This window comes from Massilia timonae, from assembly GCF_001866515.1.
Lineage (GTDB): Bacteria > Pseudomonadota > Gammaproteobacteria > Burkholderiales > Burkholderiaceae_D > Telluria > Telluria timonae.
Window position 1 is genome coordinate 505,579 of record NZ_JRYB01000001.1, and the last position, 26,979, is coordinate 532,557.

Genomic DNA, 26,979 nt, shown 5'->3' on the forward strand with positions numbered 1-26,979 from the left:
CGAACAATGGCAACATCCCCCCAACCCAAGAGCCGTGGCGCGCAGGTCAAGGAAAACGTGTACGCCTGGGAGGGCAAGGACAAGACCGGCCGCGTGGTGCGCGGCGAAGTGCGCGCCGGCGGCGAGGCGATCGTCAACGTGACCCTGCGCCGCCAGGGCATCATGGTCACCAAGGTCAAGAAGAAGGTCTACCGCAGCGGCCGCAAGATCACGGACAAGGACCTGACCATGTTCACGCGCCAGCTCGCGACCATGATGAAGGCCGGCGTGCCGCTGCTGCAATCGTTCGACATCGTCGGCAAGGGCCACAGCAACCCGTCGATGGCCAAGCTGATCCAGGACCTGCGCAACGACGTCGAGACCGGCACCAGCCTGAACCGCGCCTTCCGCAAGTTCCCGCTGTACTTCGATCCGCTGTTCTGCAACCTGGTCGGCGCCGGCGAACAGGCCGGCATCCTGGAAGACCTGCTCACGCGCCTGGCGATCTACAAGGAAAAGACCCTGGCGCTCAAGGGCAAGATCAAGTCGGCCCTGACCTATCCGATCGCGATCCTGGCGGTGGCCCTGGTCGTCACCGCCGTGATCATGATCTGGGTGGTGCCGGCCTTCAAGCAGGTGTTCTCGAGCTTCGGCGCCGACTTGCCGACCCCGACCGTGGTGGTGATGGCGATCTCGGACTTCGTCGTGGAATGGTGGTACGTGATCTTCGGCTCGCTGTTCGCCGGGCTGTACCTGTTCTTCCAGGCCTGGCGCCGCTCGCTCAGGATGCAGCAGGTAATGGACCGCCTGCTGCTGCGCCTGCCGATCTTCGGCAGCGTGATCCGCAAGGCCACCATCGCGCGCTGGACCCGTACGCTCTCGACCATGTTCGCGGCCGGCGTGCCGCTGGTCGAAGCGCTCGACTCGGTCGGCGGGGCGTCGGGCAATGCGGTCTACCTGGAAGCCACGCGCAAGATCCAGAACGAGGTCAGCACCGGCACCAGCCTGACCGCCTCGATGCAGAATGCGGACGTGTTCCCGAACCTCGTGATCCAGATGGTGCAGATCGGCGAAGAGTCGGGTTCGCTCGATGCGATGCTGGGCAAGGTGGCGGATTTCTTCGAGGATGAGGTCGACGAGGCGGTGGCGGCGTTGTCGTCGCTGATGGAGCCGCTGATCATGGTGATTCTTGGGGTGTTGATCGGCGGGTTGGTGATTGCGATGTATTTGCCGATCTTCAAGCTGGGGTCGGTGGTCTGAAGCGGGTAGACCAGCGATTGTAAGTTTTTACGAATGGACGATATTGCCGCGACATGAGGGAACCACGTACTTTTGCTGGATGTATCCGACATCGCCGACTCTTCGTTGGCAGACGCTTCGTCATCCAGTAAAACTGATTCCATGCTCCATTTGGCGAGCGGCGCTCCCAAAGGAAGCGCTTTGCGCTTTGTTTGCCGCTAAGCATAGCGACTTCGCGTCGGCGGGGAACGTCAAACTTAAAAAACTGCGAAGTTTTATAAGAAAAGTTCTGCAAGATCCTCGCGAAGTAGTTGTAGAGCAGTGGGACACGACTGCAGGACGTCGTGAGAATCTACAGATGGGCCGCGGGCGCCATGCCGCGGCCCGGGTTTTGCCGTCTAGTACTGGGCGCGCCAGTCGATACCGAGGCCCGCGAGCTCCGGCTGGAGTGCGGCCAGGACGTGGGCCCAGTTTTCTTCGCGCGCCTGGCCACCGAAGTGCAATCCAACCACCAGCGCGTTTTCTCCCTCGAAATCGACGACGCATGAGCCGGAACTGCCGCGTAGGGTGCTGGCATCGTGGCCCATGATCCAGTTGCGCGTGTCGCCGGCCAGTTGGCCGGTGCCGGCATCGACCAGCCCCGGCATCCAACGCTTGACGCCGAATACATTATCGAACAGCAGCTTGAGCGGCACCTCGTACTCGCTTCCCGGTTGCGGAGGCGCTAATCCGGCGCCGTCGCCGGGCAGGATGATCTCTGGCTTGGCGGGAAAGCCGACGACATAGATGGGATGCCGCACGGCCTGGCCCGCGTCCATCGCATCGGCGTCGGTTCCGAGGCGCAGCGGCGCGGGAAATCGCGACAGGTCGCCCCGCACCCGGATCACGGCCAGGTCGAGATGCGCAAAATTGCTCCTGCCCTCGATCGGGTCGGGGCCGGCCAGCACCACCGAATCCAGGTCGAAGGCCAGCGTGGCGGTCCGTTCGTACTCGCCCCCGAAATCGATCTGCACAGCGTAGCGCCAGGCCCAGGCCTGATCCTGATGCGTCGCGATCACTTGAAGGACATGTCGATTGGTCAGGATCAGGCCGGGGGCTATGGCAAAGCCGGTACCGATCTGTCTGTTGCCGAAGGCGGGCAGGCAAATGCTGCCGACCGATCCGGCGATGCGTTCGATGCCCGCCAGGCGTGCCTCGGCCCGGTCGCGCCAGGGCCTTTCCAGCACGTTATCTGGGTCGAGCGCGTCGAGATCGATGGTGCCGTCTTGCACGAACAGGACCGGGCGACTGCCGTCCACGGCCCCGACCGCCTCCAGGCCGAGCCGCTCGTCCGTGGTCAGCGAGGCGCCCGCACCCTCGCCTGCCAGCTTGTGCAAACCGGTTTTTCCCAGCCTGACCAAGCCCCTGACTGCCTCGCTATCCACCTCGGGGATCGTCTCGGCCCGCCGCAGCAATGTCGCTTCGGCGGTGTCCACCCGCTCCTGGATCAGCATGCCAGGCGGCTGGTCGATGCCGCCGCGCTCCGCCAGGCCCGGTGCCAGTGGCAAGACGAGACGGGACAGGAAGTGGATATTCAGCTCTTCATTCGATACGGATGGATGATCCATGTTCCGCTCCTGGAGGTAAAGCGGCGCTGTCGCTGACTGTCAAGTCGTACCGGAGCGCGCTTGCCGCGTGCGATCCAGGCGCGCCACGGCAACGGCGGCGAGCATGGCCGCGGCCTCGGGCGGCAACCCGGCCTGCGCGCCCAGGCGCATGGCGGCGTCCGGCGCCTGCGTGGACTGGGGGTTGCGCTCGTCTTCCAGCATGATGCGCACTGTCTCGTCCGCGAGCTTGGCGCCGACCGTCTGCTGCTCGGGGAACACCGCTTCGACACTGGTGCCGTACACCAGCAGGTCGTCGTCGTCGGTGGTGGGGTCACCCGCCGCGGCCAGCGTTTTGCGGCGGCCGATCTCGCGCAGCAGGATCGGTTCCGAGTAGGTGGCGAGCTGCGCCTTCGCCTGTTCGAACAGCGAGGGCGGGGGCACAGCCGCTTCCACGTCGCCGTACGCGCCGGCCGCTTCCCCGGTCGACGCGAGGCCAGGCTTGCCTTCGATCGCAGGAATGAAACACGCCGCCACCGCACCGTAGCCGGCACTGGTCGGATGCAGCTCGTCGTGCCATCGCCTGTTGCCGACGATGCCACGGCAATCGACCACCTGCACATCCTGGTGCCGCGCCGCGATCTCGGACAGGACCGTGTGGAAGCGGTCGACGATGCAGCGCAGGATGGCGCATTGCAACGCCGCGTCGCGGATGCCGATCTTGGCCAGGGGGCGGCCCAGCCAGCGGCTATTGGCCGGGAGCACATAATCGTAGGTATGACAGATCACCCGCACGCCCGGCCGCACGGCCAGCACGCGCCCGACCAGCGTGTCGTAGTCGCGCGCCACGCTCTTCAGGTTGGCCTCGAATTCGGGGCCAAGATAAGCTTGCGCCTTGCGGCCCTCGGCATAAGGCGGCAGCAGGCTGCTCAACCGCGCGCCGCTGAGGACATCGTTTCCGCCGCCGCTCAACAGCACGACGTCCGGCCGCTCCTGCGCCACGGCGGCCACCAGTTCGTTTTGCCGCATGATGTCCGCCATCAGGTCGCCTGCTGCATCCAGGCTGAGAATCGCATACCGGTCGAACAGGTGATCGATGACGTCGTCGAGCAGCAGCGGGTACTGGAACCAGCTGTCCCCTTCCGACACGATGCGCAATCCCTTCCAGCCGTCGATCTTGCGCAGATAGCGCCGGTGCCGGCGCCAGCGCGAGATGCCGTTCAGCGATGCCAGCGCGACCGCCGCCTCCAGCGGACTCACGTCGGCGACCCGGGCCGGATTGGCCTTGACCACCGGGTTCAGTGGCGTCGAGTCTTCGACGCTGTCGATCAGGAACGGCCTGATCTGCGCATCGGGCACGTCGATGTCGAGCAGCATGCTCTCCAGCTCCCTGGCGCTGATGGATGATTCGGTCATGATGGCCTCGCTGTGATGGATGGGGCCTCATGCCCCAAGGACGACATGGCCGGTCTCGACCATGGCCTTGAGCATGACCGCGGCCCCGCACTGCTTCGAGACGGCGGACGGATCGAAGCGACCGTCGCGGACGAACTTTCCGGCTGCGTAGTGGTTCGAAAAACTCCACAGATAGGGGCTGTGCAGATTGCGTCCGCGGTAGCCGAAACCGTTGTAGGCCTCGAAGCGGTACAGGGTGGCCGCCAGGCCCCAGTCGTCGGTGCCGCCGAATCCGTGGAAGCGCATGGCGTCGACCGCCGACGACATCCAGTCGTTCGGCGGATTCCAGCGCGGCGGCCGCCCTTTGGGGACCTGGACGGTGCGGGCCGTCAACGGATCGCCATTGTGCAGATGTGTGGTGAAACTGAAGCTGGCCTCCAGCGCATGGACGATGCCCACGAACCACCATGGCACGCCACTGCCGGCGGAAACTTTGTCATATTGCGCGCGGTAGGCCGACAGGCGGCCGCAGTGCCAGGCGACTTCTCCCCGTCGCGCGGGATTGACCTGGCAGCTTGCGAACAGGCGGGTGTATTCCGGCCCCAGCTGCGCCAGGCCGGGCCGGGCCGATTCCGAACCATCGGGCGGCTGGCGCAGGCTGGTTTCTTCCGCAAGGCGCGCCAGCAGCACATCGATCATATCCCTCGCCTCGATGAGGGCCTGGAGCAAGGGTTTGCCGTTGGCGCCGGCCAGCGCCGCCAGGGCCAGATCGATATCGGCCAGCGCGGCCTCTTCTTGCGATTCTGCACCGATCGCCAGCGCTTCGGTGGCACCCGGCCCCGCCGGCGGCAGCGGCCAGGACGAGGCATCGTCGTAGAAGTTGCTGGCGGCCTTGACCGAGACGTGACAGTGTTTGTCATGCGGATTGCGGCCGGTATAGGCGCGCCAGGCCCAGGCCGGGGCGCCGCCGATCGGCAGTGAATTGGCGATCCGCCGGTTCCAGATGATGTACTTGATGCGCGGATCACGCGCAGCGTGCAGCCGCGCGGCGATCTGGCCGGCGTCGCAGCCGTGGGCGGGGTCGTGCGTGATGTCGAAGGCAGTGACGACGCCGACCGTGCCATCGACGATGTGCGGATTGTGATCCGATCCCGTGTCCTGATGGCGTGCGTCGCCGATCGTTCCATCGCTTTTTTTGCTGCGCCCGGGATAGGCAGCGTCGATCTGCACCCGCAGTGTGCTCAGCGACTCCGCCACACGCCATGGCCGCACGCCCTCTAGCGTGAAGGATTCAGGCCCTGCCTGGAAGTCGGCCGCCGCGCCGGGATCGACGTGGGCATCCGCCCCGGGGTCCGGCGGCAGCGTAGGTGCAGGCGGTCGCAACCGGGAGGAACGCCTCGGCCCTTCGGCCTGGGTGGTGTGCGATGCCATGGTCGCGCCTCCTTATCTGCTCCAGATTCGTAGGCGTTCGATCGCGATCACTCACGATATGTTCCGACTGTGCTCTGAAAGGGGCGGTAGGGACGCGCATGTCAGCGCCATCCGAGCGCCGGCGCCACATGCTCGAGCAACGACGACGGCAGGCGAACGTTGTAGTCCACGCCGAGCTGATTCGGCGCGGTCAGCAGCAGCATATCCGCTTCGGCAATGCCCTCATCCCGGCGCAGCTCCCCGATCAAGCGGACCGGTTTGGCCGCATGGGAACGGCCGTAGACGGCGCGCAGAGTGTCGATGACGCCAATCCGGTCGGGGCTGTCGCCACGACCGGAATACGCGCGGTCCAAGTCGTTGACGAGGGCGAAGATCGAGCGCGAGACGCCGACCAGGGGAGTTCGGGCAGTCGATGCCCTTACTTTACCCAACAACGCATCGCTGCTCGCTCGCTAGGAATGCGCCAGCCGCGCTCAGGCGAATCCGGGCGCTTGATCCAATCAGCGATGCCCTTCCGGCGCAGCCCTGAACCGCCGCGACCTGTTCGCACTATCTCAGCGCTGTTCTGATTCCCCGCGCCGCCCATTCCAGGGTCGCCCTCAGCAGCGCATTGCCCATCGCCCATGGCCGCTGCCGGTCCAGCCCGCGCCGCCCCATCCGCTGCGGCAGGAAAAACCGCCCGAACGCCGACAACCCACTCCCACGCATGACCCAGAAACACCCGCCAGCATACGTCGTATCGAACCCATCCTCCGCCCGCAGCAGATACAGCGCCGTCCCCGAACACATCGCCACGTCGGCCTGCGCATCGCGCGCCAGCAGGCGCAGGCCGCGAAGATAAGACAACTCGAGCGTCTGGCGCAGATCGGGCAACGCGAGCACCAGCGGGCGCAACAGGCGCAAGCGCTCCAGCAGCCGCGGCAAGCCATGCAGTCGCTCCACCGCCCGCTCGCGATACCTCAGAAAAGCTTCTTTCAACTCCGCCACCGTCGCCTGGGCCGGACGCGGCAGCGGCTCGGGCCGGTCGCGCCAGCAGCGCATCCAGTGCGCCAGCGCCTGCTCGTGCTGGGCCGCCAGGCTGGCCGGACTGTCGAATTCGAGGTCGAAGCGCGCGCCCGGCTGCAAAAAGCGGATGAGGCCGCGCTGCGCTTCCAGCCGCGGCGCCTCCAGCACGCCCACCGGGGTGCGGCGGCCATGGTTGAGCCAGGCATTGTCGACCCGGCTGTAGCGGGCGAAGGACGCGACCGGCACGATCAACCGCGGCTTGAAGGTCTCGGCCTGCAGGGCCAGGCGCTCGATGCCCCGCTCGGCCGCCGCTTCGCGCTGGGCGAAGTCGTCGGGATTGCCGCACCAGGCCATGTCGGCGAAGCCCGTCAGCAATACATCCACGCGGATATTGGCCTTGCGCATCCGCGCGGCGGCGGCGCTGCAGGCGGCGCGGGTGGCGAGCGCGCGCTCGCCCAGGTGCAGCAGCGTACGCCGTCCGCACCGGACCAGGCACCAGGAGTCGCCCTCGCCGTTCGCGAACGCCGTCAGGCGCAGGTCGCGCGCCAGGGTGCGCGGCTGCCCATCGGGACACTCGGCCATGGCGAAACGGTTGCGCCGCAACTCGCCCTGCAGACGCCAGTCGCGGCCCTGGCGATACAGGAAGGTGGCGATGCCGCGGAACTCGGCGCGAAAGCGGCGCAGGAAAGGCGTCGACAGGCGGTCGGGCTGGGCGCGCGAACACCAGATAAACACCGGCAAGCCGCTCGCGTTCAGCTCGGCGATCAGCCTGGCGGTATGGGTGGAACGGTCGAGCAGGCTCCATGCATCGTTCAGCACCGTGCCGTCCAGCCAGGGGTCAGCCAGCAGCAGCGCATGGTCGGTGCGCAGCAGGAAACCGGCGTGGTTCAGGAAGGTGAAGGTCGGGCTCGGCATGGCGGCATGGCGGGGGTAGGCTCGGCTTCAGCCTATCGCCACGTCGCGCGCCATCCATGAGGCACCGCAATCGTGTTGCGATGCCTTTCCACGCCTTATACCGGGATTGCCTCGAGCAAGAGCGCCCGTTCAAATCCAATCGTGAGCTTGTTGCTGGCCGCGCTCACTTCGCCCAGCTCGCGGTCTTCGACGTAATCGCGCACGCGGTAGCGACCGTTTCCGAGCCCGCGCAATTCGACCTGGCCCGACCACGCCTTCGCATAGAAGGCATAGTACAGCCGGCCATCCTTTTCGACCGCATGGGTTTCCGGCTTGTCGAAGCCGATGTCGTACAGTTCCCCGCGGTACTGGCCCTTGGGCAGCATCTTGTCCTTGTAGATGCCGATCCACTTGCGCCACTTCGCTTCCTTGACCGCCGTCAGCAAGTAGCTGTCCTTCGGCTTCGGGTCTTCGGGCCAGGTGAACTTGGTCGAGACCACCGCGCCGATGCCCACGGTCGATGCGAAATCGTCGCCGCCATCGCTGAGCTCGACGTGGTCGCCGGCGTAGGCCGCGCTCGGCCCCATCAGGGCTTTCAGGGTCTTGCCCTTGTGCCGCACCTGCCACGAGGACAGCGGGTCGGACGACGGCGCCTGGTTGGTATAGGGCAGCGTATGGAAGGCATACGAGGTGCCGCAGGGGCAAAACTCGACCACCGCCTGGGGGTTGATTTCGCGCGCGGTGTCGTACACCATCTTCCAGAAGTCCTGCAGTTTTTCGAAGGATTCTTCGGGACGCGCATGCTTGTGCGCCGGGTTGTGGCATGGCGCCACGCCGTTCAGGTGCTGGCCGTCGAGCTTCAAGCCCTCGTAGCCCCACTCGCCGATGATCTTGCGCACCAGCGCGCGGGTCTGCTCGATCACCGGCTCATAGGCCGGGCACAGGGTCAGGGCGTTCCACCAGGTGACGAATTGCGGCGCGCCGTTCTCGTCCAGCAGCAGCTGGTCGGTGTGCTGGTGCAGCAGGTCGGTGCCCGGATCGGCCGCCAGCGGCGCCAGCCACAGGCGCGCCTTCAGGCCGGCGCCATGGATGTCGTCCACCAGCTTCTTCATGTCCTCGTCGCCGCGCGCGAACTTCTTGCGGTCGATCTTCCAATCGCCTTCATTGGTTTGCCAGCCATCGTCCAGCACCGCCCATTCCAGGCCCAGTTCCTTGGCCTTGGCCAGGGTGCCGGTCATCAGCGGGATCGTGAAATCGCGCTCATAGCCCCAGGCGCACCAGATCGGCTCGTACGATTCCTCGCCCGCCTGCGGCGCCGCCAGGCCGCGCTCGGCCATCAGCAGGCGGTAGCGGTCCAGGGCGGCGAAGTAGTCGCCGGTGTGCACCGTAACAAACGTGTCCAGGGTCGCCAGCTCCTGGCCCGGCTGCAGCACGACGGCTTGATCGAACTCGATCGCCAGCGCGGCGCCGGCCTTCACCTGCCGCACCGGCAGCGCCACCAGGCGCGGCACGGTGTCGAGATGGCCCACGGCGATGCCGTGCTCGGGCTGCCAGACGTCGGCCACCGGCGTGCCGCCGCCATAATCGGACGAATTCATGCCCATGAAGTTGCGCTGCTCGAAGCCGTCCTTGAGCGGCTGCACCCAGTCGCGCCGGTCGGCGTGCGACGAACCGGAGAAGGTCCAGAAGCCGCGGCCAGGTGCGCGCCTGGCCGGCAGCAGCGTGTAGCCGCTGTTCGACCAGGCCTCGACCGGCAGCGCGGTCTGGCCATTGTTGCGATAGCTCACGCGCAGCAGGGCCAGGCCCGGATGGCGTTCGTAGAAGGTGACCGTCACGGTCTTTTCGACACCGTCCTTCGACACGCCTTTCAGGCGATGGCGCACGCCCGCGCCGTGCGGGCCGTCGACGCGGTCGACCGCCTGCTCGCCGAGGGCGAAGCCGTCGATCCAGCGCCCGCCCGTCACGCGCAGCCGTTCGCTGGCGTGAAAGCCCGTGACCGCGACCGTCGCGCCGCCCTGGCGCGCCAGCAGGCGGGTGCGCATCTGGCCGTCGAATTCGAGTCCCAGGGCGGCGTCGCCGATGCGCGCCACGTTTTTAGCCTCGGGCGCGGCCACGGCCACGCCGGCGCCCATGCCGCTTGCCACGGCCGATCCGGCCAGCCACTGCAACAGGGTGCGGCGCCGTTCGCTATGCACTTCGGTCATCTTGTCTCCTTGCTTGGTAGGACTACACAGCCGGCGCCGGCCGGCCGCGCCGCCCTACACCAGCACCACTTGCGCGCCGCGCGAGCGCAGCGCTTCGACCATCTCCGCCGGCACGCCGGCATCGGTGATGATCTGGTCGATCTGTTCGATCGTCGCGATCATGGACAGGCTGCGCCGTCCGATCTTCGACGAGTCGCCCACCGCCACCACGCGGCGCGCGATGCCCAGCATGCGCGCATTCAGGCGCGCTTCGAGCAGGTGCGGCGTCATCACGCCGATCTCCGGATCCAGGCCGTCGAAGCCCAGGAACAGGATGTCGGCATGCAGGCCTTCCAGCCCCTGCTCGGCCTGCGGGCCGCCCAGCGAATACGAGCTGGGACGCAGCACGCCGCCGAGCATGATCAGGGTCACGTGCGGCGCGCCGGCCAGCAGCACGGCGATGTTGAGCGCATTGGTGATCACGTTCACCGACTGCAGCTTCAGGCCGCGGATCTGCTTGGCGATTTCGGCGGTCGTCGTGCCCGAGTCGAGCACGATGGTCTGCCCTTCCCCGATCAGCTTGACCGCTTCTTCCGCGATGCGGACCTTTTCCGCGCGGTGCAGCGACTGCTTGACGCCGATCGGCAAATCCTCGTCGGCGCGCTGGGCCAGGGCCCCGCCGCGGGTGCGCACCACCGCGCCGATCTCGGCCAGCACGTTCAGGTCGGCGCGCACCGTCACCAGCGAAATGCCGAACATCTCGGACAGCTCGGCCACCGTCACCCGCCCACGCTCGGCCACCATCTCGCGGATCTTGCGGCGCCGCTCCGCCACCAGCAGATCCTGGTCGGGCACCGATTCCGCAGGCTTGCCACCGTTACCGTTCGAAACTTTCGTTTCTAAATTTTTTTCTCGCTTCATTCCTTGTCCATCCGCGCCGGTTCGCCGTCGCGGCTCCGTGTATAGGCGTGTATCCGTGTCATTAACGGTTTGATGATACAGGATGAAAATGCAAGAAACGAAAGTTCAGACTATTTTTTGCTCCCCTTCTCGCTTACGTATGAAGCCAGCATGATCACGCCTTCCAGGCGCCCTGGAACACGCGCTCGGCGTTCAGGCGGAACAGCTTGTCGGCCACCGCCTTCGGCAGCGCCAGGCCGCGCACCACGCCGTCCAGGTCCGGCGTGGTGAGTTCGTCGTCGGTATTGAAGTAGCGCCAGTCGCGCCGCCACACGCCGTCCAGGTCGGCCACGAAGTCGGCCTGGCTCTGCGCCGTCGACTGGGCCAGGTCGGAGCCATACATCAGGCGATCCTGGTAATCGATGAAGAACCGGCGCACCCGCTCGCGGTCGCGCTGCGACTGGTGCTGGATCTGGCCGATGCGCGCCGCGATGTCCACATTGGCCGTCGGATTGCGGTCCAGGAAGCGCGCCAGCTCGTCCACGTTCCACTCCAGCGAGGCCATGTGCACGCCGACGAAGCGCAGGCGCGGATGGCTGGCCAGCAGGCGGTCGCGCGCGCCCATCTGGTCTGCGTAGCTCGGCATCTTCGGCTGCCGGTACATGTGGTACTGCGGATGGTTCTTGAAGTATTCGCGGTCGTTCTTGGTCGTCATCTTCTCGAGCGGCAGCCAGCAGTTGTGCGGCTCGCCCTGGTGCCCGACCAGCAGCACGTCGCGCGCTTCGAACGCGTCGAACAGCGGCTTGATGCGGGCGTCGTCGACCATCACCAGCTTGCCCTGGGCATCGCGCTCCGACATGCCGATGTTCTTCCATACCTTGACGCCCACCGCGCCATCCTGCAGCGCCGCATCCAGCCGGTGCAGGGTCGCCGGGATCCAGGCCGGCTGCAGCAGGTTGTCGGCGCTGAAGCTGGCGATCCAGCCAACGGTGGCCGGATGCTCGTGATGCAGCTTGCTGGCCACGCGCTGCTGCTGCTCCAGCGCCGGGAACACCGGATAGTCGACGTTGATCGTCAGCGCGCGGAAATTGGCCTTGCGCGCCAGCTCCAGGAACGGGCCCTGCTCCAGGCCGTGCAGGTGCAGGTGGGCGTCGATCTTGGGCACGCTGTCGTAGTCGTCCATGGTGTAGCTGTCGCTGGCCAGCGCGCCGATTGGCGATGCCAGCGCGGCAAGGAGGATGGTGCAAAGAAGGCGGCTGCGCATGTCGTTCTCCTGTCTATCGTTTATCGGGCCTGGGCGGCGAGGCGATCCAGCGCGGCCTCGCTCAATGGCTGCCCGGCGCTGCGGGCGGCGTACAAGGCGGCGCCGAGCACCGGCGCCAGCCGCGGCGCCTGCAGGCGGTAGGGCCTGGCGCAGGCGGCCAGTGCCTGCTCGAATGGCGCGCACAGCAGGCCGCCGTCGCCGAACAGCCCGCCCGTATAGGACACCGGCAGCGGCATGCCCGGATCGACCTCGAGCCGGTCGCGCACCGCGTCGACCATCGCCGCCAGTTCGCGCGCCGCATCGACGAAGATGGCGCGCGCCTGTTCGTCGCCCTGGGTCGCCGCCTCGGACACCAGGCGCGCCAGCTGGGCCACGCGGCTGCGCTCGCCGCCAAGTTCGCCGTACACCACGGCGCACAGGTCGAGATCGTCCTCCAGCGCCAGCCGCTCGCGCATCAGGCCGTACAGGGCTCCCTTCGGCGCGCGACCGTCGCTCATGCGCGAGAACAGGGTCAGGCCGGCGCGCGCGATCCAGTGGGCCGACCCTTCGTCGCTGAACAGTTCTCCCCAGCCGCCGGCGCGCGCCTGGCGGCCGGCGACTTCGCCATAGGCCATCGAGCCGGTGCCGGCGATCACGCTGATGCCGTCCATGCAGGCCAGCGAACCGGCCCAGCTGCACACCATGTCGTTGCCGCACAGGGTGCGCTCGGGGCCGAGGATGGCGCCGGCCGCCGCATCGAGTTCGCGCTGGGCCGCGCGGTCCTCGCCATAGGCCGGCAGGCCAAAGAAAGCGTAGTCGACCGCGCCGCCATCGACGCCGGCCGTGGCCAGCAGCGCCTGCACGCCGCGCCGCAGGGTCGCGGCCACGGCGGGCATGCCGGCGTCGACGTGGTAGGTGCTGCCTTCTTCATGGCGCGCCAGCACGCCGCCGTGCGCGTCGACCAGCGCGAACGCGGTCTTGGTGCCGCCGCCGTCAACCCCGAGGAACATGGACGGCCTCGCTGTCGACATGGGAAATGAATGGATAGATGGTCACCCCACGCACCACCCGGTTGACGGTGCCGGACATGCTCGGCGTATCCGGGCGCACGCCCAGCGACAGCGAGCGCAGGAAGGCAAAGGCCTGGCAAAACACGATAAAGGGCAGCGCCAGCTCGAGGTCTTGCACACTCTCGGCGCCGGTGAACGTGAACGCATCGTCGCCGGGCGCGGCATCCGCCTGGGCGTCAAGCGCCAGCACGCGGCCGGCGCGGCGGTCGCCGCGCAGCTCGCGCAGCAGGTCGAGATCGTAGCGGCGCGCCTGCGGATCGTTCGACAGCAGCACCACCACCAGAGTCCGGTCGTCGACGATGGTCTTGGGACCGTGGCGGAAGCCCAGCGGCGAATCGTGGATCGCCACCACCTGGCCGTCGGTCAGCTCCAGCAGCTTCAGCGCGGCTTCGCGCGCCAGGGCGCGCAGCTCGTTGCTGCCGAGGTAGACCACGCGCCTGAAGTCCTGCGCCACCAGCTGCGCCAGCAGCGCCAGCGCGCGCTCGCCGACCTGCGTCGCCGCCGGCGCGGTACGAGCTCCAGCGTCAGGCGCCAGCAGCCGGAAGGCTAGCGCCGCGGCCAGCAGCATCGAGGTGAAGCTGGTCGTCATCGCGAAGCCGCGGTCGTGGGTGGCGTCGGGCAGCAGGATCGCCAGCGCATTGGCGCGGTCCTGGGTCATGCGGTACAGCTGCCCCTCTTCGTTGCAGGTAATGACCAGGTGGTAGACGTCGTCCACCAGCTGGTCGGCCAGCTGCACCGCCGCCACGCTTTCCGGGCTGCTGCCGGAACGGGCGAACGACACCACCAGGGTCGGCGCGCCGCGCTGGAAATAGCGGTCCGGACCGGACACCAGGTCGGTGGTCGGCACCGCTTCGGCGCGCCGCCCCTGGCGCAGCAGGCCGGGGGCCAGGCATTCGCCGATGAAGGCCGAAGTGCCGGCGCCGGCCATCACGATGCGCAGCGCCGGACGCGCCAGCAGGGGCGCCAGGAAGGCGTCGATCTGCGCGCGCTGCGCGGTCACCAGCGCATCGATCTGCGGCCACACGGCCGGCTGCTGCGCGATCTCGCGCGCCGTCACGCCGCCGCCCAGCGCATCGAGACGGGCCACATCCTGTCCAAATAATTCGTTGCCGCCTTGCGCGGCATCCTGTACTGCTTGCATGTTCACTGCTCCCTAGGTTCGGCGCCCGGCTGGCAGGCGCGCATGTACTGGCGCAGCACGCGGGCTACCCCTTCTTTCAACAGCGCGAGCGGCGTGTTGCGCACCCGGCCCTCGCGCACGGCTTCGTAATGGAATGGCAGGTACTGGCTCAGCAAGGTGAGCGGCGCCGGCTGGCGTTCCAGGTTCGCGATCAGGGCCGCCTGCGCGGCCTGGATGCGCGGATGCGGCCAGTAGTAGCGGATCCGGTCGCTCAGGCTGAACTGCTGGTCGAACAGCAGCGTGCCGGCATCGTGGTAATACTTGCGCCAGTAATCCGGCTCGGCGCGCATCACGTCCAGCACGGTCTCCTTGAAGCCGCTGTCCCCTTGCGCGCCCATCTCGGCCTCGATGTCGGCCAGCGCCCACAGCGTCTCGCGCAGCGCGAAGGTGAGGCCAGGGCCGACCTTCAATATGGCAAAGTGGTCGCGCACCAGCGCTTCCAGCAGGCCGGGCGTCTGGTAGTCGGTCGAGTGGGCCTCGAACACCATGGTCGGCTCGCCCTCGATGAAGCGGCTGAGCGCCTGCGCCTTCTGCGGACGGTAGTCGATCACCTTGTGGTGGTCGAACTCCACGCCCGGCTGCACCACCAGGCCGATCACGCGCGGCCACGCGGCTTCCAGCCCGGCCGCATTGAATGCGGCCCGATGCGCCGCGATCGTCAGCGCCGCCGCGTCCGGGGTGGTCACGGCCAGCTCGTCCAGCTCTTCGTGGGCGCCGCCCGGCACCGGCACTTCGGTGCCGACGATGTAGACCGGCGCTTCGCCGCCCGCGCGTTGCCAGGCCCGCTCGGCCACCACCGCCAGGCGCGCCGCCCGTTCGGCCACCACCTCGTCTGGCAGCGGCACCGGGTCGCCGGCGCACGACATCGAACAATCGAGGTGGATCTTGCGAAAGCCCGCCATCACGTACTGGTCGATCAGCACCTCGGACTTGGCCATCGCGCCGGCGGCCGGCTCGCCCTGCCAGCAGTTCGGCCCCAGATGGTCGCCCCCGAGCAGGATGCGCTCGCGTGGAAAACCCACCTTGTCGGCGATGCCGAACACGAAGTCGCGGAAAGCGGCCGGCGTCATGCCGGTATAGCCGCCATCCTGGTTGACCTGGTTCGAGGTGGCCTCGACCAGCACCGGGCCGTCCGCCGCCAGTCCCGTTTCGAAGGCGGCCTCGATCACGAGCGGATGCGCCGAACACACCGAATGGATGCCGACGGGCTGGCCCGCATGATGACGTTGGACGAGGTCGAGAAGCACTTGCATTGTCGTTGACTCCAGAAAGAGGGACTTCAGGCGGCGCTCGGCTCGTCGGGCTGCAGCGCCAGGAACAGCGCCGCCGCCAGCGAGAGGCCGATGCCGGCCAGCTTGAAACCGTTCGGCAGGGTCGCCGCCATCGCCACCGAGATGATCGTGGTCAGGAGCGGCGCGCCGGCGTTGACCAGGGGCGACACCACCAGCGCCTTGCCATGCCGGAACGCGTACACCAGGGTCAGCGCGCCCACCGCGTTGAGCACCTGGGTGATCGCCGCCAGCCACGGGCCATCGGGGCCATAGTTGATCGGCTGCGAAAAGTCGGTCATCGCCAGCGCGACCGGAATGAAAGCGAGTGCGCTGACGGTCATGTAGAAGAAGATGCTTTCGGCATCCATGATGGCGTTGGCGCGCTTGATGAAGTAGGCCTGCAGGCCCCAGGCCACCAGCACGCCCAGCGCCAGCACGAACCACCAGCCATAGGCAACGCCGCCCTGCTCCGGCGCGTAGTCGAACAGCGGCAGCGCGCACAGCGCCAGCACGATGCCGGCCACGCCCATGGCGCCGGTGCGTTCGCGCAGGAAGGCGTACGACAAGGCGATCGTGATCACCGGCGACAGCGAGATCAGGGGGAAGATCAGGTAAGTCGGGCCTTCCTTGACCGCGTGGAACAGGATCATCTGGCCGCCCGCGCCGAGCAGCCCGATGGCCAGGCCATAGCCGATCGCCGGGCCGTCGCGCCGCACGCGCCAGTCGATGCGCGCCAGCGCGAACAGCGCCGGCGGAATCATGGTCAGCGCCCATACCGCATACACCAGGGTCTCGGGAAAGCCGTTCTGCACCGGGCGCCCGGCGAAGGCGCCCCACACGCCCCACAGCAGCGTGGTCGCCAGCGCGTAGCCCAGCCAGTGGTTTTTTGTCGTCGGCATGGTATGCATCAGAACCTCACGCTCATGCCGGCGGCGTAGGTGCGGCCCCAGGCTTCGAAGCCGTAGATCGCGTCGCTGCGGCCCAGGTTCGAGCGCATCACCTCGTCGCCAAGGTTCTTGCCTTCGACGAACAGGCTGACGTTCTCGTTCACGTCGTACGAGGCCGAGGCGGTGATCCAGGTGATGGCGTCGACCTTGTTCGGCAGGCCGGCGATGGCGTTGGTGGCTTGCGTGTACTTGCCGGTGTAATCGAAGGTCAGCGCGGCATTGAGCTTGCCCTTCTCGTACAGGAAACCGAGCGACGACGCGGTCGGCGCCACACCTTCCAGCTGGCCGACGTAGACCCCGCCGGAATAGGCGCGGGTCCAGGTCTTGGCGAACTTGGCGGCGATGCCGAAGCCGCTGTCCCACAGGTGCTGCACGCCCAGCTCCATGCCGCGCACACGCGCCTTGTCGCCGTTGACCGGGTGGATCACCGTGTACAGGTAGCCCGGCACGCCGATGTCGACCCGCTCGTCGGTCTGGTAAGTGACGAAGTTCTTGATCTGCTTGGCGAACAGCGCGGCGTTGAGCGCCGACTTCGGCGCGTAATACCATTCCAGCGACAGGTCTTGCTGGGTCGCTTCGGTGGGCTTCAGGCCCGAATCGCCGACGATGCTCAGGATGTAGCTGCGGTCGAGCGTGTTGTCGGTGCGGGTCGGGGCCAGCTTGTCCAGCGACGGCCGCGCCATCACCTTGGCAACGGCGGCGCGCAGCACCAGCTCGGGCTGCCACCAGTAGCTGAAGTTCGCCGACGGCAGCACCTTGGTGTAGGAACCCTCGTCCTCGACCGGGGTGGCCGGGCTGTAGGTCACGATCGGGCTGCTGGTCGGAATATCCGGGGTTTTATCGTCGATGGCGACGATCTCGTCGATCGCGCTCCGCGAGCGGGTCCTGGTGTGCACCACGCGCACGCCGAGGTTGCCGTTCCAGCGTTCGCCCGACAGCTCGAGCTGGCCGAACAGGGTGGCGGTGCGCTCGCGCACGTCATAGGAATCGGTCGGCACGAACACCGGCTGCGACTTGCTGGTGTCGTACACGTCGCCGGTCGGCTGGCCGTCTTCGCCGATCACCGGCTGGCCGTTGAGCGACTCGAGCGCCTTGAAGTAAGCCGGCACGTCGAAGGCTACGAAGCCGGTCGGGAAGTTGCCGCCCGCCCCGCGCATGTAGTTCGGCAGGGTCATCGGCCGCAGCACGTTGGCGCCCAGGTTGGCGAAGGTGGTCGAGTACATGCCGCAGTACTGGCAGGCGCCGCCGCTCTTTTCGTTGCCGATCGAGGTGCGGGTCTTTTCGCGCGAGGTGCCCGACACGCCGAACTCGAAGGCGTCGACGTTCCACTTGCCGTCCAGGCTCAGGCGCCCTTCGAGCGAGCCGCCGTCGACGGTGTCCTTGATGTCGACCCCGGTCAGGCCGGCGAAGTGCACGCCGAAATCCTTGTCGCCCAGGCGCCCGGCATTGAGTTCGGTGGCCAGGTCGCGGCCGTCCTCGAGCTGCACGCGGATGTCGGGGAAGGCGTTGTCGTTGGCCCGGTAGTAGCCGGTGTTGGCGCCGGCGATGCCGGCCACCACGAAGTTGTCCTTGCCGCCCGAATCGCGCCTGGAGGTCGAGCGGTAGACGTCGCCCACCAGGCGCAGGTCGCGGTTGACCTTCCACTCGCCCTTCCAGCCGAACTGCATGGTGTCGACCACGCGGTCGGTGGTCACGTTCGACATCTCGGGGATCAGGTCCTTGATCGTCATGCCGGTGATCAGGCCATCCCTGGCGACCACGTCGGACCAGCGGTCGGCCGCGTGTTCGACGTAATAGGATTGCTGGTAGCCGACCTGCGGCGAATCGAGGCGGGTGGCGAGCGCGTCGAAGGTCATGCGAAAGTCCGGCGTGACCTTCCATTCGAAGGCGCCGGTGAGCGCGGCGCGCTTTTTCTTCTCGAAGATCGAGCCGAAGGAGATGCAGCAGGAACCGAGCAGGTTCTGTTCATCCGGGCTTAGCGAGGCGTTGCCGTCGACGTCGAAGCTGCCCGGCGCATCGGCATTGAAGGTCTGGTAGCCCAGCGAATCGGTGCGCACCTCGCGGTCGGACAGCACGGCGCCGAGGATGAACCCCATCGTGTTGTCATTGAAGGTGTTGCTGACGACGCCCGACAGCTTGACGCCGTTCTTGCGCGACAGGTCGTTGCGGTCGCCCTCGATGCGCGCCGAGGCGTGGTAGCCGGGATTGTCGAAGGGCCGGGCCGAGCGCAGGTTGACCGAGCCGCCGATGCTGCCTTCCATCTGCGCGGCGCTGGCCGATTTCATCACGTCGGCGCCGCTGATCATCTCGGACGGCAGCACGTCGAAGGCGAAGTCGCGGCCGTCGCCGTCGGTGGCCAGGATGCGGCGGTTCAGGGTCACGATGTTGTAGCCCGAGCCGAGGCCGCGCACATTGATGTACTGGCCCTCGCCGCCGCGGGTGCGCGAGACCGAGATGCCGGCGATGTGGGTCAGCGAGTCGGCCACGTTATCGTCGGGGAAGCGTCCCAGCTCGGTGGCCGAGATCGAGTCCTGGATCACGTCGGCGTTGCGTTTCAGGTCGAGCGCGCGCGCCAGCGCGGCGCGGGCGCCGGTGACGACCACGACCGAGGCTTGCGAGGGCTCGGCGGTGACGGCCGGAGTGCTGGTGTTGCTGTCGCCGGTCTCTGCGGCGTTGCCGGACTGGACCTGGGCCAGCGCCAGGCCGCAGAGCGCGGCGTTCACGGCGGTGGCAATCAAGGTTCGGCGGAGTCCCTTTTCGAATCTACTGCGCATTGGCATGTCTCCTTCAGGTTTCTTCGTTCTGACCAAATAGTAATGGAAGGAATTCGAAATATCAAATAACTTTCGAAGTCTTTCGATATGATTCGGAAATGCGTGGTTTTTGCCGCAAGATAGCGCCAGGTCAAGTCCTTCGCCAAATGCGGGGAAAACCCCTACAATGAGCTTGATGTAAGGAATTATTCTGCGGCAGGCCGTCGGTAGGTGGATGGCGCCGCCTATCGTCTCGGACCGGATCGACATGCCCCTGGAATCGTTGTTGTTTGCGCCCCCTGCCCTGCTGGGCCCCACCCTCGTGGCCGCCCTGCTGGGCCTCCTGGTCGGCAGCTTCCTGAACGTGGTCATCTACCGCATCCCGAAGATGATGCAGCGCGAGTCCGACAATTACGTGGCGCAGGAAAGCGGCAAGGAGCCGCCGCATACCGACCGCTTCAACCTGATGGTGCCGCGCTCGCGCTGCCCCTGCTGCGGCCACCAGATCACGGCCATCGAGAACATCCCGGTCATCAGCTGGCTCGCCCTCGGCGGCAAGTGCCGCAAATGCAAGACGCCGATCCCGGCGCGCTATCCGGCGATCGAACTGCTCACCGCCGTCGTCTCCGGCCTGATGGTGTGGACCTTCGGCAGCGGCGCGGCGGGCATGAGTAGCCTGCTGTTCGCCTGGCTGCTCATCGCCATGACCTTCATCGATTTCGACACCCAGCTGCTGCCGGACGACCTGACCTATCCGCTGCTGTGGGCGGGCCTGCTCATGAACATCAACGCCACCTTCGTGCCGCTGCAGGACGCCGTGATCGGCGCCGCTGCCGGTTACCTGGTGCTGTGGACCGTATACTGGATATTCAAGCTTGTGACCGGCAAGGAGGGCATGGGGTATGGCGACTTCAAGCTGCTGGCGGCGCTCGGCGCCTGGCTCGGATGGACCGCCCTGCCGACCATCATCCTGCTGTCGTCGGTGGTGGGTGCGTTAGTGGGCATCAGCCTGATCGTGTTCGCCCGGCGCGGACGCGACAAGCCGATCCCCTTCGGCCCCTACCTGGCGGCGGCCGGCCTGATCGCCATGCTGTATGGCGGGGAGCTGGGCCGTTTCAGCGCCGGCCTGCTGGGCGGCGCATGAACACGGCGCGCGGCGCGGCGTTTTCGGTCGGTCTCACCGGCGGCATCGGCTGCGGCAAGAGCACCGTGGCCGAGCTGTTCGCCGGCCTGGGCGCGACGATCGTCGACACCGACGCCATCGCCCACTCTCTCACAGCCGCGCACGGCGCGGCAATGCCGGCCATCCTGGCCGAATTCGGCCCCGACTTCGCCACGCCTGACGGCGCCCTGGACCGCGCGCGCATGCGCAGCCTGGTGTTTACGGATGCCGGCGCGCGCGGCCGGCTGGAAGCGATCCTGCATCCGCGCATCCGCGACGCCACCGCCGCTGCGGCGGCCATCGCCACCGGTCCGTACGTGATCTTCGCGGTGCCGCTCCTGATCGAGTCGGGAACATGGCGCAATCGGGTGTCGCGCGTGCTGGCCGTGGACTGCTCGGAAGACACCCAGGTGGCCCGTGTCATGCAACGCAGTGGCCTGTCGGCCGACCAGGTGCGCGCCATCATGGCGACCCAGGTCACGCGGGCCCAGCGCCTGGCGGCGGCCGACGACGTGATCGACAACGACGACGGCCTGGAGGCCCTGTTACCCCAGGTAATACGCTTGCACGAGCGGTATCTGGCATTGAGTATGTAACAAGGTTGATGCAGTGTTTGTAATTTCGCTTCGTATGGTTCAGAATCACCAAGTTGCTTGCCAGCCTACATTCAGAGGAATGTCATTTTGATCGTCTACGAATACCCTTTCAACGAGAGGATTCGCACGTTGTTGCGGCTGGAGGACCTGTACGAGAAGTTCAAGTTCTTCGTGCAGCAGGAACACCCGATGCAGCACCATGTCGCCCTCGCGACGATCTTCGACATGCTGGAAGTGGCCGGCCGCGCCGACCTGAAATCGGACCTGCTGCAGGAACTCGAACGGCAGAAGCAATCGCTGCTGGCCTACCGCAGCAATCCCGCCGTTGCCGCCGACACGCTTGACGCCGTCCTGGCCGAACTGGACAAGGCCAGCAGCGCGCTGGTCACCAGCCAGGGCAAGACCGGCCAGAACGTGCGCGACAACGAATGGCTGATGAGCATCCGCGGCCGCACCATCATCCCGGGCGGCGCCTGCGAATTCGACCTGCCCTCCTACTACGCCTGGCAGAAGCGCCCGGCCGAGCAGCGCCACGCCGACATCATGGGCTGGTTTGGCCCGCTCGCCCCGCTGCTCGAGGCGCTGGCCCTGGTGCTGCGCCTGCTGCGCAATTCGGGCGCGCCGGTCAAGATGATCGCCGTGGCGGGCAGCTATCAACAGATGTTACAGGGTAAAATCTACCAGATGCTGCGCTTGACCCTGGACGAGTCGCTTGGCGCGATCCCCGAGATCTCGGCCAACAAGTACATGCTGTGGGTACGCTTCACCACCCAGGACGGCGATTGCAAGCCCAAGCCGCTGGAAGAAGACGTGCCGTTCGACCTGACCCTCTGCAATTTCTGATTTTTGATTGGTAGTACCGATGACCGTAGTCGCCTGCCCCACCTGCGGCAAACAAGTCGAATGGATCGAAGCGAACAAGTTTCGTCCGTTCTGTTCCGAGCGTTGCAAGAAGATCGACCTGGGCGCCTGGGCCGAAGAGAAATTCGTGATTCCGGGCGGCGCGCCGAGCGACCCGCTCGATGAACCGCCGACCGAACGTTAAACGGCGATCCCCGCCGGCGCCACCACCGGCCTGTTGCGCCGCCCATAGCGGTCCATGAACAGCCCTTCCAGCCCGATCTCGGGCTGGCGTCCCGACAGGATATCCGCCAGCACCCGGCCCGAGCCGCACGACATGGTCCAGCCCAGCGTGCCATGCCCGGTGTTCAGGAACAGGTTGCGATACGGCGTCGGTCCGATCACCGGCGTGCCGTCCGGCGTCATCGGCCGCAGGCCGCACCAGAACGAGGCCTGGCGCACGTCGCCGCCGTCCGGGAACAGGTTCGTCACCGAATGCTCGAGCGTGTCGCGCCGCGCCTGGTGCAGGCGCAGGTCGTAGCCGCACAGCTCCGCCGTGCCGCCGACGCGGATGCGGTCGCCCAGGCGCGTGATCGCCACTTTATAGGTCTCGTCCATCACCGTCGATTCGGGTGCGCCGGATGCGTCCGTGATCGGCACCGTGATCGAGTAGCCCTTCACCGGATAGACCGGGATATGGATGCCGATCTGCCTGAGCATCAGCGGAGAGTAGCTGCCCAGCGCCAGCACGAAGGCCTCGGACTTCAGTTCGCCCTTGTTCGTGACGACGCCGGTCACGCGGTCGCCCTCGACGTTCAGGCGCTCGATTTTCACCTCGTGCCGGAACTTGACGCCCAGGCCCTTGGTCAGTTCCGCCAGCGCCTGGGTGAACTTGAAGCAGTCGCCGGTCTCGTCGTTCGGCAGCAGCAGGCCGCCCACGTAGTTGCCGGGCACGCGCGCCAGCGCCGGTTCGTACCGCGTGCAGCCTTCCCGGTCGAGCAGCTTGTAAGGCACGCCGGAACGCTCCAGCACCTCGGTATCGGTGTGCGCGCCATCGAGCTGCTTCTGGGTGCGAAACAGCTGCAGGGTGCCCTTGCTGCGTTCGTCGTAGGCGATGCCGGTGTCGCGCCGCAGCTGGACCAGCACGTCGCGGCTGTACTCGGCCAGGCGCACCATGCGGCCCTTGTTGACCTGGTAGCTGCGGGTATTGCAGTTGGCCAGCATCTGCAGGATCCAGCGCCACTGCTGCGGATCCATCCGCGGCCGGATCACCAGGGGGCTGTGGCGCATCGCCAGCCATCGGAGGGCCTTGAGCGGCACGCCGGGGCCGGCCCAGGGCGTGGCGTAGCCGGGCGAGATCTCGCCGGCATTGCCGAAACTGGTCTCCATCCCGGCGCCGCTCTGGCGTTCGATCACGGTGACGTCATGCCCGGCCCTGGCCAGGAAATACGCCGATGCGGTTCCGATGACGCCACTGCCGAGGATGATGACCTTCACACGTTCTCCTTGAGATTGATGGTCCGCGCTCAGCGTTCCGGATACCGGACCCGGTCGAGCCACGCGAGCAGCGGGATGGTGGCCGGCAGCAGCGGGCTCACGCCGAAGGCGCCCTGCCAGGCGAAGGCCTGGCCTTCCAGGCTTTGCGGCTCCCCTAACCACTCGCGGCAGATGTAGAAATACAGGCGCACGTGGGCGTGTTCGTACACATGCTCGACGCAGCACCAGGCGTCCCCGCCCACCACCTGCACCCCGAGTTCTTCCATGAACTCGCGCTGCAGGGCGGCGAAAATGTCTTCGCCCGCCTCGACCTTCCCGCCCGGGAATTCCCAGTAGCCGGCATACGGTTTGCCGTCGGGACGCTGGCCGAGCAGGACGTCGCCGTCGGGCCGCATCAGGATGCCGACGGCGACGTCGACCGGCGCTTGATTGCTGTTTTCAGTCATTCGATGATGCATCCGGCAGCTTGCCGGCATAGTCCTTCGCGAATTGCCAGGCCACGCGGCCCGAGCGCGAGCCGCGCTGCAAGGCCCATTGCAGGGCCTCCGGGCGCGCGGCCTCGATCTGCTGGGGCGTGCAGCCGAAGTCGGCCAGCCAGTGGCCGACGATGTCCAGGTAGTCGTCCTGGCGGAACGGGTAGAACGACAGCCACAATCCGAACCGTTCGGACAGCGAGATCTTCTCTTCGACCGTCTCGCCCGGATGCAGGTCGCCGTCCTCGCCGTGGCGGTAGCTGGCGTTGTCCGACATCTTCTCGGGCATCAGGTGGCGCCGGTTCGAGGTGGCGTAGATCAGCACATTGTCCGACTGCGCCGTGATGCTGCCGTCGAGCGCCACCTTCAGCGCCTTGTAGCCGGCCTCGCCCTCTTCGAACGACAGGTCGTCGCAAAACACCACAAAGCGCTCCGGCCGGCCGGCGACCAGGTCGATGATGTCGGGCAGGTCGGCCAGGTCGGCCTTATCGACCTCGATCAGGCGCAGGCCCTGGTCGGCGAAGGCGTTCAGGCAGGCCTTGATCAGGGAAGACTTGCCGGTGCCGCGCGCGCCGGTGAGCAGCACGTTGTTGGCCGGGCGGCGCGCCACGAACTGGCGCGTGTTCTGCTCGATCTGGCGCTTCTGGGCCGCGACGTGCTGCAGGTCCTCGAGCTTGATGGTCGATGCGTGCAGCACCGGCTGCAGGTAGTTGCCACCGCCGGCCGGGCGCCGGCGCCAGCGGAAGGCGAAGCTGCGCTTCCAATCCGGCTCGCGCGCGCTGGCCGGCGGCAGCACCGCCTCCAGGCGTTCGAGCAGGCCTTCGGCGCGGCGCAGAAACTGGTCGAGCGGCGTCATTACGAACGGTAGTCGGCGTTGATCGAGACATAGTCGTGCGACAGGTCGCACGTCCAGACGGTGGCCGTGGCGTCGCCGCGCGCCAGTTTGACGCGCACCGTGATCTCGGATTGCTTCATCACGCGCTGGCCGTCTTCTTCCTTGTAATCCGGATTGCGGCCGCCGCTCTTGGCCACCCAGACGTCGTCCAGGTAGAGGTCGAGTTTGGTCACGTCGAGGTCGTCGACGCCGGCATAGCCGACCGCGGCCAGGATGCGGCCCAGGTTCGGGTCGGACGCGAAGAAGGCGGTCTTGACCAGCGGCGAGTGCGCGATCGCGTAGGCGATCTTGCGGCACTCGGCCACATCAACGCCTTCGTCGACCGTGATGGTCATGAACTTGGTCGCGCCTTCGCCGTCGCGGATGATCTGCTGCGCCAGGTTGCGCGAGATGTCGGTCACGGCGTCCTTCAGCGCCTCGTAGTCGGCGCCGCTGGCCGCGTCGATCGACAGGCCACCGGTGCCGGTCGCGATCACGATGAAGGAATCGTTGGTCGAGGTGTCGCCATCGATGGTGATGGCGTTGAACGAGTGGTCGGCCGCGTGTTTCACCAGTTCGTCCAGCACCGGCTGGGCGACTTTGGCGTCGATCGCCAGGTAGCCGAGCATGGTCGCCATGTTCGGCTTGATCATGCCGGCGCCCTTGCTGATGCCGGTCATCGTAACTAGATGGCCGCCGATGGTGACGGTGCGCGAGGCAGCCTTCGGCTGGGTGTCGGTGGTCATGATCGCCTCGGCGGCGTTGAACCAGTTGTCCGCCTTCAGGCTACCCGCGGCGGCGGGCAGGCCGGCCAGCAGCTTGGGCATCGGCAGCTGTTCCAGGATCACGCCGGTCGAGAACGGCAGCACTTGGCCGGCCTCGAGGCCCAGTAACTTGGCCACTTCGGCGCAGGTGGCGTTGGCGTTGGCCAGGCCCTGCTCGCCGGTGCCGGCATTGGCGTTGCCGGTATTGACCACCAGCGCGCGGATCGGCGCGCCGCCGTTCTTGACCGCCGCCAGGTTGACCTTGCTGACCTGCACCGGCGCGGCGCAGAAGCGGTTCAGGGTGAACACGCCGGAGACGGTCGCGCCTTCGGCCAGCTTCATGATCAGGACATCCTTGCGGTTCGGCTTCTTGATGCCGGCTTCGGCAAAGCCGATCTCGACGCCGTTGACGGGCTTCAGGTCGGCGGCGACTGGCAGGGGGGAATTGACGGCCATGGTGATCTCGTTGGAAAAATTGTCGAATTCGTTATTGTAACGCCAGCGCCCTGGCGATGCTGCGAGGTTTCTGCTGCACATCAACGCGCGCGGATGCCTTTAGGAAAAACATGGGCGTGCACTGACAGGAAAGACCGCGATGCCGACCGCATTGAATCCCACCACCCTGCGCCACTACCAGGCTTTCGACGCCGCCGCGCGCGAATTCGACGTGCCGCGCGCGCTGCTCGAGGCGGTCGCCTGGGCCGAAACGCGCTGGCGCCCGGTGTCGCCGCAGTCCGAATCGCACCATGGCATGCCGCTGTCCCACGGCATCATGGGCTTGCGCGACGACCCGCATTTCGGCCGCTCGCTGCGCCTGGCCGCCGCCCTGCTCGGCATGCCGTCACGCCGGCTGGCGCTGGACACGCCCAGCAATATTCGTGGCGCTGCCGCCCTGCTCGCGCTGTATGGCGCAGGACTGACGCGCCAGTCGCCGCTGGAAGCCTGGGAAGACGCGCTGGCGCGCCTGTGCGGCATCGCGCAACGCGACGTCGCGCAAATCCACACCTACGACATCTATATGGCGATCCGCGAAGGACGCCAGGGACCGGATTTCGCGGTCACGCGCCTGCCGGTCGACCTCACGCGCATCTATGGCCAGGCCCGGCTGGACGTGCTGTCGGCACCGGCGCTGACCTTGGCCGACTACCCTGCAGCGACCTGGCTGCCGGCGGCCAGCTGCAATTATTCGGGCCGCACGCTGGCGGTCAGCCACGTGACCATCCACACGACCCAGGGCTCGTATGCGGGCGCCATCTCGTGGTTCCGCAACTGCAGCGCCGGCGTGAGCGCCCACTACCTGGTGCGCTCGTCGGATGGGCAGATCACGCAAATGGTGAGGGAAAACGACAAGGCCTGGCACGCGGGCAGCGCCAACGGCCACACGGTCGGCATCGAGCACGAAGGCTTCGTCGAGCAGCCGGACGCCTGGTATTCGGAACCGATGCTGATGGCCTCGAGCGCCCTGGCGCGCGCCACCCTCGCGGCGCGCGGCATCGCGCCGCGGGTGTATGACGGCAGCCGTGGCTGGAATGCGGTGCTGCCGGAGGCCGACTACAACGTGAAAGGCCACGTCAATCACGCCGGGCAGACGCATACCGATCCGGGCGCGGGCTGGGATTGGGAACGCTACCGGCGGATGGTGATGGACGAATGAAAACGGCCGGGTCGCCCCGGCCGTTTCGCATGCTGGCTAGTGGCTA

23 protein-coding genes are annotated in these 26,979 nt (G+C 66.9%); 6 read left to right on the top strand and 17 right to left on the bottom strand.

Going from position 1 to position 26,979, the window contains the following annotated elements; all coding sequences use genetic code 11:
- Window positions 1–6: 6 nt before the first annotated feature.
- The gene (locus LO55_RS02205) at window positions 7–1,239 is read left to right on the top strand and encodes a type II secretion system F family protein (RefSeq protein WP_005668306.1); all 1,233 of its coding nucleotides are present in this window, start codon (window positions 7–9) and stop codon (window positions 1,237–1,239) included.
- Window positions 1,240–1,616: 377 nt separating this feature from the next.
- Here LO55_RS02205 and LO55_RS02210 read toward each other — a convergent pair whose 3' ends face one another.
- The 13 genes from LO55_RS02210 to LO55_RS02270 form a co-directional block, all read right to left on the bottom strand.
- The gene (locus LO55_RS02210) at window positions 1,617–2,825 is read right to left on the bottom strand and encodes a trypsin-like serine peptidase (protein WP_071360278.1); all 1,209 of its coding nucleotides are present in this window, start codon (window positions 2,823–2,825) and stop codon (window positions 1,617–1,619) included.
- Window positions 2,826–2,864: 39 nt separating this feature from the next.
- Entirely contained in the window at window positions 2,865–4,217 is a 1,353-nt protein-coding gene (locus LO55_RS02215; protein WP_071360279.1) for an SGNH/GDSL hydrolase family protein, read from the bottom strand.
- A 27-nt stretch (window positions 4,218–4,244) separates the two neighbouring features.
- Window positions 4,245–5,627, bottom strand: a complete 1,383-nt coding sequence (locus LO55_RS25635; RefSeq protein ID WP_143054436.1) for a hypothetical protein — start codon at window positions 5,625–5,627, stop codon at window positions 4,245–4,247.
- A 101-nt stretch (window positions 5,628–5,728) separates the two neighbouring features.
- The gene (locus LO55_RS02225) at window positions 5,729–6,061 is read right to left on the bottom strand and encodes a hypothetical protein (protein WP_071360280.1); all 333 of its coding nucleotides are present in this window, start codon (window positions 6,059–6,061) and stop codon (window positions 5,729–5,731) included.
- Window positions 6,062–6,176: 115 nt separating this feature from the next.
- The gene (locus LO55_RS02230; RefSeq protein WP_071360281.1) at window positions 6,177–7,547 is read right to left on the bottom strand and encodes a hypothetical protein; all 1,371 of its coding nucleotides are present in this window, start codon (window positions 7,545–7,547) and stop codon (window positions 6,177–6,179) included.
- A gap of 95 nt (window positions 7,548–7,642) precedes the next feature.
- The gene (locus tag LO55_RS02235) at window positions 7,643–9,730 is read right to left on the bottom strand and encodes a glycoside hydrolase family 36 protein (protein ID WP_071360282.1); all 2,088 of its coding nucleotides are present in this window, start codon (window positions 9,728–9,730) and stop codon (window positions 7,643–7,645) included.
- A 54-nt stretch (window positions 9,731–9,784) separates the two neighbouring features.
- Window positions 9,785–10,564 carry a DeoR/GlpR family DNA-binding transcription regulator gene (locus LO55_RS02240; RefSeq protein ID WP_040776964.1) on the bottom strand — a complete coding sequence of 260 codons (780 nt, stop codon included), beginning with the start codon at window positions 10,562–10,564 and terminating at the stop codon, window positions 9,785–9,787.
- A 220-nt stretch (window positions 10,565–10,784) separates the two neighbouring features.
- Window positions 10,785–11,873 (bottom strand): amidohydrolase family protein, encoded by a 1,089-nt coding sequence (locus LO55_RS02245; RefSeq protein WP_071360283.1) that lies wholly within the window; start codon window positions 11,871–11,873, stop codon window positions 10,785–10,787.
- Window positions 11,874–11,893: 20 nt separating this feature from the next.
- On the bottom strand, window positions 11,894–12,862 hold the full coding sequence (locus LO55_RS02250; protein WP_071360284.1) for an N-acetylglucosamine kinase: 969 nt from the start codon (window positions 12,860–12,862) through the stop codon (window positions 11,894–11,896).
- Entirely contained in the window at window positions 12,846–14,063 is a 1,218-nt protein-coding gene (locus tag LO55_RS02255; RefSeq protein ID WP_083415121.1) for an SIS domain-containing protein, read from the bottom strand. Before LO55_RS02255 ends, LO55_RS02250 begins: the two co-directional genes overlap by 17 nt.
- A 2-nt stretch (window positions 14,064–14,065) precedes the next feature.
- A complete protein-coding gene (locus tag LO55_RS02260) occupies window positions 14,066–15,355 on the bottom strand; it encodes a D-tagatose-bisphosphate aldolase, class II, non-catalytic subunit (RefSeq protein WP_071360285.1) in 1,290 nt (429 codons plus the stop codon).
- A 26-nt stretch (window positions 15,356–15,381) separates the two neighbouring features.
- Window positions 15,382–16,272, bottom strand: a complete 891-nt coding sequence (locus tag LO55_RS02265) for a DMT family transporter (protein ID WP_218145966.1) — start codon at window positions 16,270–16,272, stop codon at window positions 15,382–15,384.
- A gap of 8 nt (window positions 16,273–16,280) precedes the next feature.
- Window positions 16,281–19,058: a TonB-dependent receptor gene (locus tag LO55_RS02270; protein WP_177185495.1), complete on the bottom strand. Its 2,778-nt coding sequence runs from the start codon at window positions 19,056–19,058 to the stop codon at window positions 16,281–16,283.
- 283 nt (window positions 19,059–19,341) lie between these two features.
- Here LO55_RS02270 and LO55_RS02275 point away from each other — a divergent pair, with 283 nt between their 5' ends.
- The 4 genes from LO55_RS02275 (at window position 19,342) to LO55_RS02290 (ending at window position 21,876) form a co-directional block, all read left to right on the top strand.
- Window positions 19,342–20,217: a prepilin peptidase gene (locus tag LO55_RS02275; RefSeq protein WP_071363662.1), complete on the top strand. Its 876-nt coding sequence runs from the start codon at window positions 19,342–19,344 to the stop codon at window positions 20,215–20,217.
- Entirely contained in the window at window positions 20,214–20,831 is a 618-nt protein-coding gene (coaE, locus tag LO55_RS02280; RefSeq protein WP_071360288.1) for a dephospho-CoA kinase, read from the top strand. The genes LO55_RS02275 and coaE overlap by 4 nt, the downstream gene beginning before the upstream one ends.
- 87 nt (window positions 20,832–20,918) lie before the next feature.
- On the top strand, window positions 20,919–21,674 hold the full coding sequence (zapD, locus tag LO55_RS02285; protein WP_071360289.1) for a cell division protein ZapD: 756 nt from the start codon (window positions 20,919–20,921) through the stop codon (window positions 21,672–21,674).
- Between the two features lie 19 nt (window positions 21,675–21,693).
- Window positions 21,694–21,876 (top strand): DNA gyrase inhibitor YacG, encoded by a 183-nt coding sequence (locus LO55_RS02290; RefSeq protein ID WP_005668268.1) that lies wholly within the window; start codon window positions 21,694–21,696, stop codon window positions 21,874–21,876.
- Here LO55_RS02290 and LO55_RS02295 read toward each other — a convergent pair.
- From LO55_RS02295 to argJ, 4 genes are read right to left on the bottom strand one after another with little or no spacing between them, the layout of a single operon-like run.
- Window positions 21,873–23,168: a D-amino acid dehydrogenase gene (locus LO55_RS02295; protein ID WP_071360290.1), complete on the bottom strand. Its 1,296-nt coding sequence runs from the start codon at window positions 23,166–23,168 to the stop codon at window positions 21,873–21,875. The two genes, LO55_RS02290 and LO55_RS02295, sit on opposite strands and share 4 nt — an antisense overlap.
- A gap of 29 nt (window positions 23,169–23,197) precedes the next feature.
- Window positions 23,198–23,614 carry an NUDIX domain-containing protein gene (locus LO55_RS02300; protein WP_071360291.1) on the bottom strand — a complete coding sequence of 139 codons (417 nt, stop codon included), beginning with the start codon at window positions 23,612–23,614 and terminating at the stop codon, window positions 23,198–23,200.
- Window positions 23,607–24,497, bottom strand: a complete 891-nt coding sequence (locus tag LO55_RS02305) for an ATP-binding protein (RefSeq protein WP_005668261.1) — start codon at window positions 24,495–24,497, stop codon at window positions 23,607–23,609. The genes LO55_RS02300 and LO55_RS02305 overlap by 8 nt, the downstream gene beginning before the upstream one ends.
- Window positions 24,497–25,735 carry a bifunctional glutamate N-acetyltransferase/amino-acid acetyltransferase ArgJ gene (argJ, locus tag LO55_RS02310; protein WP_071363663.1) on the bottom strand — a complete coding sequence of 413 codons (1,239 nt, stop codon included), beginning with the start codon at window positions 25,733–25,735 and terminating at the stop codon, window positions 24,497–24,499. Before argJ ends, LO55_RS02305 begins: the two co-directional genes overlap by 1 nt.
- Window positions 25,736–25,874: 139 nt before the next feature.
- On the opposite strand from argJ, the gene LO55_RS02315 reads away from it, so the two are divergent.
- On the top strand, window positions 25,875–26,933 hold the full coding sequence (locus LO55_RS02315; RefSeq protein WP_071360292.1) for an N-acetylmuramoyl-L-alanine amidase: 1,059 nt from the start codon (window positions 25,875–25,877) through the stop codon (window positions 26,931–26,933).
- Window positions 26,934–26,979 lie beyond the last annotated feature (46 nt).

Coding starts and splice junctions, on each gene's coding strand:
- LO55_RS02205 (WP_005668306.1), top strand. CDS start 7: ATGGCAACATCCCCCCAACCCAAGAGCCGTGGCGCGCAGGTCAAGGAA.
- LO55_RS02210 (WP_071360278.1), bottom strand. CDS start 2,825: ATGGATCATCCATCCGTATCGAATGAAGAGCTGAATATCCACTTCCTG.
- LO55_RS02215 (WP_071360279.1), bottom strand. CDS start 4,217: ATGACCGAATCATCCATCAGCGCCAGGGAGCTGGAGAGCATGCTGCTC.
- LO55_RS25635 (WP_143054436.1), bottom strand. CDS start 5,627: ATGGCATCGCACACCACCCAGGCCGAAGGGCCGAGGCGTTCCTCCCGG.
- LO55_RS02230 (WP_071360281.1), bottom strand. CDS start 7,547: ATGCCGAGCCCGACCTTCACCTTCCTGAACCACGCCGGTTTCCTGCTG.
- LO55_RS02235 (WP_071360282.1), bottom strand. CDS start 9,730: ATGACCGAAGTGCATAGCGAACGGCGCCGCACCCTGTTGCAGTGGCTG.
- LO55_RS02245 (WP_071360283.1), bottom strand. CDS start 11,873: ATGCGCAGCCGCCTTCTTTGCACCATCCTCCTTGCCGCGCTGGCATCG.
- LO55_RS02250 (WP_071360284.1), bottom strand. CDS start 12,862: ATGTTCCTCGGGGTTGACGGCGGCGGCACCAAGACCGCGTTCGCGCTG.
- LO55_RS02255 (WP_083415121.1), bottom strand. CDS start 14,063: ATGCAAGCAGTACAGGATGCCGCGCAAGGCGGCAACGAATTATTTGGA.
- LO55_RS02260 (WP_071360285.1), bottom strand. CDS start 15,355: ATGCAAGTGCTTCTCGACCTCGTCCAACGTCATCATGCGGGCCAGCCC.
- LO55_RS02265 (WP_218145966.1), bottom strand. CDS start 16,272: ATGCCGACGACAAAAAACCACTGGCTGGGCTACGCGCTGGCGACCACG.
- LO55_RS02275 (WP_071363662.1), top strand. CDS start 19,342: ATGCCCCTGGAATCGTTGTTGTTTGCGCCCCCTGCCCTGCTGGGCCCC.
- coaE (WP_071360288.1), top strand. CDS start 20,214: ATGAACACGGCGCGCGGCGCGGCGTTTTCGGTCGGTCTCACCGGCGGC.
- LO55_RS02290 (WP_005668268.1), top strand. CDS start 21,694: ATGACCGTAGTCGCCTGCCCCACCTGCGGCAAACAAGTCGAATGGATC.
- LO55_RS02300 (WP_071360291.1), bottom strand. CDS start 23,614: ATGACTGAAAACAGCAATCAAGCGCCGGTCGACGTCGCCGTCGGCATC.
- LO55_RS02305 (WP_005668261.1), bottom strand. CDS start 24,497: ATGACGCCGCTCGACCAGTTTCTGCGCCGCGCCGAAGGCCTGCTCGAA.
- argJ (WP_071363663.1), bottom strand. CDS start 25,735: ATGGCCGTCAATTCCCCCCTGCCAGTCGCCGCCGACCTGAAGCCCGTC.
- LO55_RS02315 (WP_071360292.1), top strand. CDS start 25,875: ATGCCGACCGCATTGAATCCCACCACCCTGCGCCACTACCAGGCTTTC.